Below are 12039 nucleotides of genomic sequence, written 5' to 3'. Positions count from 1 at the left end.
TATGGTAGGTTGGGTTGACACAAGGAAACCCAACATTATCAGGTCTTACGTAACTGGGAGATTGGTAGGGTGTGGTTCGGCAAGCTCACCAACCACGTCAGATACAGCAGTTTGCGAAGGTATAATACTAAATCCGGTTCTCATACCCCCTAAAAAATACTGGATTTTAACCAAAGATGATAATGTTTCGTATTTATTATAAGTGGGTTTTGGCAACTGGATTTGGTATCACACCCTGAAAAAAAATAATAATGTGCCTTGTGAATGATAAATATACCAATATGAAGACACAATAAGTGTTAATTGATGGTGCTAGATACCCTTGTAATATTATATTCTTTGTATTAACCGAAGTTTCTCAGTAAAGATACTTAATTTACCGAATAAAAACACGGAACTGAGAATTAAGATACTGAGTAAAATTATTGATATTTCATGATTCACTTTGCTTGATTATTATAACTGTCAACAGCTAATCTCAGATTACCCTGATGGTCTGCTAAGAGTTGTTTTCCTGTTTGTTGATCTAAGCCTGTCCAGTGCATTAATAAGGATAGTTTGACCCATTTACCACTGCGTTCTAGTAAAAACCCAGCAGCTTCTCGACTTAACCCGGTGAGGTCTTGTATAATCCGCAGGGCGCGATCGCGCAATTTTTGATTGGTGACAGCAACATCAACCATGCGATTACCATAGACTTTACCTAGTTTAACCATTACTCCAGTCGAGAGGGTATTTAGGGCTAATTTTGTTACTGTCCCTGCTTTTAATCGCGTAGACCCGGCCAAAATTTCTGGGCCTGTTAATAAGCGAATGTCAAGATCACTTTCAATACTGACTTGATCGGCGGGGACACAGGCGATAAAAATGGTAGCTGCACCCCTTTGACGGGCTGCATTAATCGCACCATGAACAAAGGGAGTAGTTCCCCCAGCGGTGATGCCGACAACTACATCTAGTTGGGTGATTTGTCGTTGGGCGATCGCACTTTCTCCATCTTCTGAGCGATCTTCTAAATCCTCGGAACTGCGGACTAATGCACCAGCACCACCGGCAATAATTCCCTGTACTAATTCGGGAGCAGTGCAAAAAGTAGGCGGACACTCAGCCGCATCTAATACACCTAATCTGCCACTTGTCCCGGCACCCACATAAAATAACCTTCCCCCTTGCCGTAACCTGTCTGCTGTCAGATCAATGGCCGCTGCTAACTGAACTTTAGCTGCTGCTACTGCTGCTACTGCTTTGAGGTCTTCACTATTAAATAATTCTACCAATTCTAAAGAATTGAGTTTGTCTAAATTTAGACTGTTGGGATTAACTTGTTCGGTGAGCAGATGCCCGCGTTCCTGAAAATTTGTCATTTTTTTGTCTATCCTGTGTCAGTAGTCAATAGTCAGTGATGATTTACTCGTGACTAATGACTAGTGATCAATTATAATAAGCCTTCCAACTGACGACGGATACTGTCTAAATCAGAATTAGCAATTTCTGGGACAGATGGATTAGAGTCCTCTATTTCTAAGTCCGGTTGCCAATCGGTTTGTTCCAAGTTTATTTCTGGTGGAATGATCAAGTCACTGTTGGCTGGAATAATCTCCCAATCATAGCCAGAGCTTTCGCAAAACTCTTTGACATCATCGGCATCCATCATTTCCACTGTAGGTACAGGGAAGTCTTGAGCTTCTAACATTAAAGCATAGCGAGTAGCATCATCTTCTAATTCAAACAAGAGGATTTGATTAATTTCTATCCCCTGGGTATTCCTAATGCGAATGCTATGAATACCCTCGTTGTCAGTCCCAGCATTGAAAATCAGTACAAAAACACGCATTATTCATCCTTTAATCAGTTCTCTAATTTATATTAAAGTTCTAGGTTGTGTATTCACAAAAGTTACAAATAATTTTTGTGCGTTGGGATTTATAGCGATGATGACAGCAGCAGTCAGGAATAAAAGTGGTTTGGGTGGGAATACTTATCTAGTAATCATTTAATCTTGCTTAAACAATTATAGCTATATCAGACTTCTAATTAATTACGCTAAGGCATTGGTGACTATTTTCCGTAAGGTAAACCAGGAATTGACCTTCGCCAGTTAACGGGACTTAAACACTTTTGAGGAAGAAATAAGCCTCAAATCCTTCCGGGGTGAGGGAAATACATTAAATACCCAAAAACGCCTGTAACCCAGATATAACAACAAACCAATCAAAACGGTGTAAAACCCCTTTGGGATATACGTTTGAGGATATTTTAAAAGTGTTTTTTTGCCTAAGTCCCGTTAATAAAATATTATCTGCTAATTCAAAGATTGCTGATTACTAGTCTAGTATTTAAACGGAAGATTTTGGTAACTCCGGGATAGACCAAAAGAAATAATTCGCCAATTTCACTCAAAGTCAGGCTCTAATTTTTGGTTTCATACCGTTATACTCTAATAGTCCAATATGAAATTATGTCGAAATCAATAGACATCTCCAAGATTGCATAAAAATCACAAGTGTTGAATTGTTTTAGTAGTATTTGCCAGACATCTGGTAGTTTATAGAGTGAAAACCTATGTCTAACTCTTCTAGTCAAAAAAATTCTCCCCCTCCTCATTCTGGGTTAAAGCGTCTATGGTTGATGATATTCAGCCGTGGTGGACTGGCTGTAGCTGCTTTCTCACTACTAGGAATTATGGGCGGGATCTGGCGGCTACGGAATTTCGTCTATGAGGAGTTAGTTCCATTAGCTACCCAAAGTTTAACTACTACACTTAATCGTCCTGTTAAATTGGGTGCAGTCAAGTCTTTTTCTGCTACTGGTGTGGAGTTTGCTGCTTCAGAAATACCTCCAACCCCGAAGGATCCAGATAGGGCAAGTATTAAAGCCGTTAATGTCGGGTATGATATTTGGAAGTTAATTACTCATCGGCATTTGCAATTAGATGTCACTTTAGTTAATCCAGATATTTATGTTGAACAGGATAATCAAGGGCGGTGGTTAACAACAACTATTGCGCCAGCTACTGGTGAAGCATTAATTAAAACTGATTTAGATAAGTTAAGATTTAGTAATGGCAATTTGGTATTAGTCCCTAAAGTTCGGGAAGGTAATAAAAATCCTGTACCAGTTGCTGTGGGTTTTGCCCAGGTTAATGGCACGGCTCAAATATTACCAAAAAATAACGTTATTAAATTAGATTTGTTGGGTAAACCAGCTACGGGCGGTGATATTGCTATTGCTGGGGATCTCATCCCTCAGAAAATTATAGCAGGTGATTTTAGTATTAAAGCTCAAAATCTCTCTGCCGCAGATATTACTGGGCTTGTGACTTTACCACTGAATTTAGAGACGGGTAAAGTCAATGGTAATGTGCGTATTAAGGTGACACCATATCAAAAGCCGTTGTTATATGGTGATCTAACTTTAGATGCAGTAACGCTGAATATCCCTGAATTACCCCATTTATTAAATAATAGTCAGGGTCATCTCAGTTTCGATGGACTGGCAATTAAACTAGATCAGGTAGTTACTAATTATGGACAAATCCCGGTGACAGTAACGGGGATTATTGATCAGCAAGCGGGATTTAATTTAAAAGGGCGGGTTAATGCGGTTAGTTTAGCTAATGCCCAAAATACTCTCAAGGTGAAGTTACCAATTGCCGTGAAGGGTATCGCTCAGGCTGATTTGCAGCTATTAGGTAAAATTAATCAACCTGTGTTATCGGGTAATGTCAGTACTTTGAAAACTGCTCAAATTGATCAAATTGATTTTAGTAAAGTTAGTAGTAAATTTGAGCTTGTCAGTAGTAAATCCCTGTTAAATATTACAGATATTTATGGGAAAACCACGTTAGGGGGCGAGGTTAAAGGTGTAGGGATCATCAAATTGGGTAAAGTCCCAGAATTAAATTTTCAATTACGTGGGGAAAATTTGCCCGGTGATGCGATCGCTCAATTATACAAGATCAAAACTGGATTTCCCATTGGGCAAATGACAGCCACAGCCGAATTAATAGGTGTAGCTAACAATACCCAAACGGTGGTTAAATGGCAAGCTCCCCAAGCCAAATATCCAGTTAACGGCACAACTATTATTAATCCTGATCGTACAGTTTCTTTCCGTGATATTGCCGCAAATTTTGGTGGTGGTGTAGTTAGGCTTAATGGTACTTATAGTAATGGCAATTGGCAAGCGATCGCCCAAGCTGAAAGCATTAAATTAACATCTTTAATTGAGCAAAAAGCACAACAAAATATTTCTCTAGCTGGGTCAGAATTTAACGGTAATTTACGTTTATCAGGTAGCACTTCACCTTTTCAATTAGAAACAATTGTCCCAGAAAATGCTAATGTGAATATTGCCGGTGGTACAGTTAATATTTCCCAAATTAAGTTTGTAGATAAAAATATTACTGCCCTATTAGTCGGCCAAAATTTACGTTTAGGCACGATTTTAAAAGGCGCCAACCCAATTTTAAATTATCCCCTAGCAGGAAATTTCATGATTACCAGCAATCAGGATAATTTTAATCTCAAAACATTTTCAGGACTGGGTGAAGCCCTTTTAGCAGTTGATGGAGGCACAATTAAAGCCACTAATATTCAAGTTACAGATGGTCGCTATGAGGCGAAAATTGCCGCCGATAATTTACCTTTGGCCAAGTTAGCATCTGTACCTCCCCAATTATCTGGTTTTGTGGATGGTCAGTTGCAAGTAACTGGTTCTGTGGAATCATTCCAACCAGAGACTATTAAAGGTTTGGGATCAGGTCGTTTAAAGCTGCCCAGTGGTACAGTTGCAGTTTCTTATGTAGAACTTAATCAAGGTCGCTACCAAGGATTATTAACTACTTCTAATCTACAATTGCGTCCTTTTAATCAACAATTACAAGGACAAGTGGGTGGGAAGTTACAGGTAGCGGGAAATTTAACTGCTAATACATTAGCAGATGTGGCGGCCGTTGGTCAGTTGCGATTTAATCGAGGGTTGCCAGGTATCAACTCATTTACTCAGGCGGATGTAGGTTGGAATGGTGAAAAACTGACTATTGATAGTTCTAATAATGCCAATTTGCCAGCTAATAATTCGACTGCGCTCACTATAAAAGGTTATATTTTAGCTAATGCCAAAAAAGCGGGAATACCTAAGTTAACAGAAATAAATCTCAACGTCGAAGCTAAAAATTATAATCTCCAACAATTGCCTGTTAAATTACCTAACAATGTAGATATTGCAGGCAACTTAGATTTTAAGGGACAATTAACAGGAAAACCCACCGCCCCCAATATTATTGGTAAATTAGGATTAAGAGATTTAAAAGTGAAACAGTTTGCTTTTGAACCATTGCTAACTGGTAAAGTTAATAGTATTTCAGGAGAAGGATTAAGTTTAAATGTTAGAGGTAAAAGCGATCGCATCGCCGTTAATTTAGATGGTCAAAATCGCCCCCAATCTTTTACAATACAATGGCAAGCAGCATTATTATCAGGTGTGGGCAAAGGAGTAAATTGGGTAGTAAATATCAGTAATTTACCCTTAGAAACTTTGAATAATTTACCCTTAGAAGCTTTGAATATTTCCCTCGCAAATAATACTCTTTTAAGTCCAGGTAGAATCGCAGGTTTATTAAACATAAAAGAATTGAAAATTAATACCCAGACACTCGCCACAGCAGGGAATATACAGATTAAAAAACCAGAAATTGGGAGAATTAAAGGTGATCAATTTAGTACCAATTTTAACTATAATCAGGATACAGTCACTCTCAAATCTAGCGAATTTAACAAAGGTAAAAGTCAATATAACTTTGAAGCCACAGTCAAACAAGTCACTAAAAAACCCCAGCTAGAAGCAAATATCAAAATTGAACAAGGTCAAATTGAAGATATTCTGACGGCGGCTCAACTGTTTGATTTTCCTGATTTCCAACGTGGTTTAAAATCACCCATGTATGGCACAGCGACAGATTTAACTACTAACTCCCAAGGATTACCTACCGAATCTCTACTAAGTCAAATTCAAAGATTATCAGAAATTGATGCCCTCAAAATCAACCAAGAAGAACAGCAACTAGAAGCTAAACTAATACCAGAATTAAGAGATTTAAAAGGAATTTTTCATGGTGATATTACAATTAATACTGCCAGCACCGACGAACCAAAGGTAAAATTCAATCTTGCTGGAGAAAATTTTAAGTGGGGTCAAACAGATAAACAAGGTAAACCTATAGAACCGAGACTGTTTTATGCTGCGGAAACAGTTACAGCTGTAGGTAGTTTTGAAGATGGAATTTTGCGATTACGACCTTTAAACATTAAATCTCAAGAAAAATTAATTGAATTTAGAGGTAACATAGGCGGTAAACAACAATCAGGTAAATTAGAAATTGCTAACTTTCCCTTGGATAGATTAAATGATGTAGCTAAGTTACCAGTGAGAATTACTGGTAAAGTCAACGCTACCGCCGCCCTAGCTGGTACTCTGAAAAATCCCCAAGTAACAGGCGAATTAAATATTACAGAAGGAACAATTAATCAAAAAAGAGTAGAAGCAGCTAAAGGCAGTTTCAGTTATGCTAATGGGCGATTAAATTTTGGTAGCACTGTATTAGGAATTAGTGGGGTAAGTGAACCTGCAAATATTGATGGTAGCATTCCCTATTTGTTGCCATCATCTACTAGGACATCGGACAGTGATCAAATTGATTTAAAGGTCGAAGTTAAAAATGAAGGGTTGGGATTATTAAATCTTTTCACTAATGAAATAGCTTTTGAAAATGGTAAAGGTGAATTAAATTTAAAAGTGCGAGGAACTAAAGAGAAACCTTTAGTTGAAGGATTTGCTTCCTTAACTGATGCTACCTTTAGTGCCCAAGCTTTACCAGGAAAGTTAACAAATGTCACTGGTAGTGCTAAATTTGATTTAGCCCGTGTGTTTATCGAAAGTCTAGAAGGTAAATTTAGTGATGGTAAAGTTAAAGCGGCAGGAGAATTACCAATTTATGATTCCAATATCGCCATAGATTTAGACAAGCGATTAAATGTTAATTTAGAACAATTATCCCTCAATCTGAAAGGATTATATCAAGGCGGTGCTAATGGTATTTTAGAAATTACTGGTTCAGTATTAGAACCTAAAATTGCTGGTGATATTGAATTATTTAATGGTCAAGTATTCTTAGCCGAATCTACCAATGGTAGTTCCTCAAATAGTAGCATTAGTAATGCTAATTCAATCAATCAAGAAAAAAAATCACCAACATTAAAACAACTGGAATTAAAACTCGGAAAAAATGTCGAAATTGCCCGTCCACCAGTTTTAAAATTCCAAGCTACTGGGGACTTAATTGTTAACGGTTCTATAGCTAGACCTATTCCTGAAGGAACAATTAAATTAACTAAAGGAGGAGTGAATTTATTTACGACTCAATTAAATTTAGCGCGAGGTTATGAACACACTGCTACTTTTAACAGTCTGCAACCCCGTGATCCTAAATTAGATATTCGATTATTTGCTAAGATTTTAGATATCGTCCAAAATAGCGATATTCTCAGCAGACAAGGTTCTACAGGTTTAGCTGCTTTAGAAACCGTCCGAGTTGAAGCGACTATTAATGGTTTAGCTAGTCAACTTAATGATAATTTGCAACTCACAAGTATTCCTTCCCGTTCACCAACACAAATTGTCACCTTATTAGGAGGTGGGTTTGTGGATACCCAAGGCCGTGGTGACAGTACACTGGGTTTAATGAACATTGCTGGTTCGGCTGTTTTTAATAATTTTCAAGGGGCATTTAATCAAATTGCTGATACTTTTGGTTTAAGTGAATTACGCATTTTTCCCACAATTCTTTCTGAAAAACCAGCGTCAGGCAGAAATAACTCATCTTTGGAATTAGCACTAGAAGCAGGGGTTGATATTTCTCGTAAGGTTTCTATTTCGACAATTAAAATTTTAACGGCAGATGATCCTTTGCAATGGGGGATTAATTACCGCATTAATAATCAATTTCGGATTCGTTCTTCTACTAATTTAACAGATGATAGTCGGGCGGTAATTGAGTTTGAAACCAGATTTTAACTAATTGTCTGATAGGGTAGCCATCTTGCAAGGGTTACGGTGTACATACAAATCCTATCTGTCTTCATTTTGTGTTTATTTAGCCCCCTAAATCCCCCAAACTTGGGGACTTTGAAATTCTTATTCCTCCAGCTTTAGTTGTAGGGTGCGTTAGACTGCATAAATCCTGTAAATAAACAGATTGTTGATATCTGACGCACTCTACCATAGTTCGTTTTAGCACTATACTATACCAATAATCAAAAGATGCTATCGATTAAGATTACATCTTTCTCTATATTCAGCTTGATACAGTTCCATCTTTTCTTTTGTTACAACTTCACCTCTATCACGCTTAATCAATTCATTAGTTACTCGATCAATACATTCCTCTTTTGTTTCTTCGGTTATTGCTTTAGGTGTTGATTGAGGTGTTTCTTTAACTATTGCTTCAGGTGGAGTAGGATTAGAAGTTGCAACTTTATTGATTTCGTCTTTATACTTAGTCGGTGCTAAAGCTATGGCACTATCAAATAAAGGTTTGGCTTTGTCCAGCTTACCCTGTTCTTTAAATAGCATAGCCTTTGCTAAAACGGGGCGAAAATCTTGAGAGTCTTTTTTAATTGCTTCATCATAAGTAGAAATAGCTTTATCATCATTATTTTGAAAAGCGTACACACTACCTAAAAGCAATTGGACGGCAACTACATCCACACTTCCCGGTTGAATAGTATTAGCCCGATTAGCAGCAGCTAAACTTTCTTGTAATACCCCAATAGCGGCTTCCGGGCGCTTTTCACTTAACTGCAAACCCACCATTCCCTGTAAAGCCTTTAAATCGCCAGGTTTTGTGGTTAAAATAGTCCGATAGGTTTGGGCTGCCCCCTCCTTATCACCAATTTGTTGTTTGGCCTGTGCTAATAAAACCCCATATTCTGTTTGTTGGGGCTTGAGTTTAGATAGTTTTTCCAAAGGTTCAATAACAACTTGAATATCCGCAGGTTTCACCTCTCCAGGATTTTTTTGTCTTAACAATTGCAAACGTGCTTGTAACAGTCCTTTGAGTGCAGTTTCATTTTCTGCATCTTTTTGTAAAACTAATTCATAACCCCGAACTTGATCTTCCAGTTTTGACTTTTGTTCAGATGAAGATTTATTATTATCCTCAGCAGCCTGATTTTGTGGTGGTATTTTGGTTTCATTCAATGAACCAATTATGGGCAGCACAGAAACGCCCACAAAAGCAACAACAGCCAAAACTAACACTACCCTAACTATCCAGCGATTACGCGATTCAGACACAATATTATTCTGCTCCTCGATGGTAATGAAATTAATGGCAAAGTTAAAAATTTCCAAAACTTTGCGGAATACGGTCATTTATCTGTGAATTTTATAACAAATAAATATCTATCCTGCTAAAGTAAGTGATGACTTTAGGAAGACCCGTCCGAATTATCGCTATGCTATGCTTCCGATAGCGTAGCTTGGCGTAAGCCATAACCGGATTAAAGACGCTAAATTGCACATTTAGTATATAAATTTGGGATTTTGCGTCTTGATTTTCGTACAGAGCATTAAGTGAGTAGCCAGACTAAAAAGAAATATACTTTAATCAGCTACATACTGGCTCTTTTCCTTTGTCTTTATTAAATCCCACAATGGGGTATGTCTTGTGCCGCAAGGAGTTTTTATGAATTCCGACCTGATGCCGTCTTCTGAATCCGCAAATTTCACAGCCTCTAACCAAGGTATAAAAGAGATTGAATCCCCTGTTAATACTAATACATTAGCAGACCAATCCTCTAAACTGGAAAGTTCTCTCACTGACTCTAGCAAACCTGACCCTAATGGACATTTGGCTAATCGAGAACAACCAATTCCACCTCCTAGCGAACCGACTCAATACCGAGCTATTGGGTTAATTCGCGGGTGTTACCATGCTAGTGATGAACAGTTTACCCAAGGAACATTAATTACAAAAGATGGGGTTGAACTTAATGCCGTCCTCTTAGGTCGGATTATGAGTTTAGTCAAAAATCACTTAGACTTAGAAAAAGAACATCTATGGGTAGTTTATCCCCGCACTAGACAAGAAAATGACGCATTGCACCTGCAAATTGTTGGTGTTTGGGAACCAGAAAATCTGGCGAAATATGAACTATATGAAGCTGGTACGGATTCGACAACAGTTTCTGATAACGGTAGCGTAGCGTTAAACATTCATCCAAAACCCTCATCAGCAGTTCCTGATGGTGGTTTTTCTGTGCGTGGTGAGGTAGTTTACCAGTCCTTTGACGAAAAGAGTTTGGTTGTGAAAATCAAACAAGCTCCCCGTAAACCTACTGATAAAGCTAAATATTTTAAGTTGAAACTCAAGGGCGTATTAACCACTAAAGCTGTGGGTAAGTTCTGGGACTTCAATGTTAAACGAGAATCTGACGCATTAGTAGTAGTTAATGCCGAAGCGATCGCCGATTTACCCAAAAAACGCCGACCACCCTTCAAAGGAGCGCCTCGTGGTGCCGGTGGTGGTGGTAGAAAGCCATTCCCACCCAGACGCAATGGAGAAGCCCCACGTCCCATTAGAAAGACAGCGGGTGATCCCACAGTCATCACCAAACCTGTACCCAAAACCCCCACTCCGATGCCAGTTAAAAAGCCTAAGCCGGCTGGTGATTAGGTAATTTGTCAGTTGTCAGTAGATAATTTTCTTTCTCCTGAACTCCTGATCTTAAAATTCCGTCCAACGGTCTTGGGGTAAAAAAGAACGCTCCATAGGAATTGGGGCTACTGGTTCAGTTAGAGTAAATTTCCCTTCAGTAATCCATTGTTTCAACTCTTGGGCTACTTGTCGGGACAGAAATAAACTGGCTAAAGATGCTACTCGTACCGTTCTACCTTCAATGGTGATACGTCCAGATTTAAGTTGAGCGTAACTCACTAAACCGAAGGTAGGACGGACACGACGAGGAATGGAAAAATCTACAATTGGTGCTACTAAGTCTTTATCTTGCACAGCACAGCGTTCTACCACACCAGCATTTAAAACTGGCAATGGTACACCTACACCCATCATTAAAGATGGTCCATAGCTTTTAAAGTAACAACCTCGTATCCATCGGGCATCCATTTGTTTAGCATCACCAATTAAGGCTAAAGTTGCCGATGGTCCAATAGGTGTCCGATTTTCTAGCCGCTTTTGCAAGGGAAAATGTTGTGTCCCTTCCCAAGCTACATAACCAATACCCCCAGCTAAAAAAACCCTTGTGCCAATGCCAACCAGTTGTAAATCGGGGTCATTAAACAGAGGTGAGAGGGAACCGGGGTTAGAATAAACCGCATTCCCTAAACGTGGTTGTAAGGGACCTAGATAGGTATAAAGTGGGCGATCGCCTCCATTCACCCCAACAATAAAATTTTGATAAAGATTGCGCGGATTAAATAAATAAAACTGATTGATAGTGTCACGGGTGACAGTGGTTTCAAATGTGGCTCTAGGGTAGCAATCCGTAACTTGTCCAATGGCACGGACTTGAATAGATTTTCCGGCAATTAAATCCTCAATGACGTGACCTCCACCACGTTCTCGCACCTCCTCCCCATCTAAGGAGTCCACGGGACAACTAGCACCCAAATACAAATCTACCGCCCCAAAACCAGAGTAGGCTGGTACTCCATCTAACCAACAACGGCGAATTTTAATTGGTGGGTCGGTATGACCTAAGTTAATAACTGCACCACTGGATTCCATTGGTTCAAATGTACCAGTCGTAATGACATCTACTTCTTTGGCAGCTTTATTAACACCAATTTCCGCAACTCGCACTTTTAACTCTTCAGCCGTCCAGACTACCGCCCGTTTTCGGCTGATTTTTTCATTAATCTCCGCAATTGTTCGCATTTTTCATATAACTATCATCACGCTACCCCTATCAGCCGAATCATAATTCATCCAAATTAATTGAACATTTGGGAAAACAATAG

At 38.8% G+C, this 12039-nt stretch carries 5 protein-coding genes and 1 pseudogene; 2 read left to right on the top strand and 4 right to left on the bottom strand.

What is annotated here, in order from left to right; all coding sequences use genetic code 11:
* Nucleotides 1–440: 440 nt before the first annotated feature.
* Both murQ and CUN59_RS17965 read right to left on the bottom strand, forming a co-directional pair.
* Nucleotides 441–1364, bottom strand: coding sequence for an N-acetylmuramic acid 6-phosphate etherase (gene murQ, locus CUN59_RS17970; RefSeq protein WP_104389136.1), 924 nt, complete (start codon nucleotides 1362–1364; stop codon nucleotides 441–443).
* A 71-nt stretch (nucleotides 1365–1435) separates the two neighbouring features.
* On the bottom strand, nucleotides 1436–1834 hold the full coding sequence (locus CUN59_RS17965; RefSeq protein ID WP_104389135.1) for a DUF3110 domain-containing protein: 399 nt from the start codon (nucleotides 1832–1834) through the stop codon (nucleotides 1436–1438).
* A 728-nt stretch (nucleotides 1835–2562) separates the two neighbouring features.
* Here CUN59_RS17965 and CUN59_RS17960 point away from each other — a divergent pair.
* Nucleotides 2563–8073: a translocation/assembly module TamB domain-containing protein gene (locus CUN59_RS17960; protein ID WP_104389134.1), complete on the top strand. Its 5511-nt coding sequence runs from the start codon at nucleotides 2563–2565 to the stop codon at nucleotides 8071–8073.
* A 393-nt stretch (nucleotides 8074–8466) separates the two neighbouring features.
* Here CUN59_RS17960 and CUN59_RS17955 read toward each other — a convergent pair.
* A pseudogene (locus CUN59_RS17955) lies at nucleotides 8467–9354 on the bottom strand (tetratricopeptide repeat protein); the annotation flags it as partial.
* A gap of 391 nt (nucleotides 9355–9745) precedes the next feature.
* Between CUN59_RS17955 and patR the strand changes: the two are divergent.
* A complete protein-coding gene (gene patR / locus CUN59_RS17950; RefSeq protein WP_104389133.1) occupies nucleotides 9746–10735 on the top strand; it encodes a heterocyst master regulator PatR in 990 nt (329 codons plus the stop codon).
* Nucleotides 10736–10786: 51 nt separating this feature from the next.
* On the opposite strand, the gene CUN59_RS17945 is transcribed toward patR, so the two are convergent.
* Complete coding sequence (locus CUN59_RS17945) at nucleotides 10787–11956, bottom strand: homocysteine biosynthesis protein (RefSeq protein WP_104389132.1); 1170 nt, start codon at nucleotides 11954–11956, stop codon at nucleotides 10787–10789.
* Nucleotides 11957–12039: the final 83 nt, after the last annotated feature.

Source organism: Cuspidothrix issatschenkoi CHARLIE-1 (assembly GCF_002934005.1).
GTDB lineage: Bacteria > Cyanobacteriota > Cyanobacteriia > Cyanobacteriales > Nostocaceae > Cuspidothrix > Cuspidothrix issatschenkoi.
This window is presented reverse-complemented; position numbering and strand designations above follow the sequence as displayed.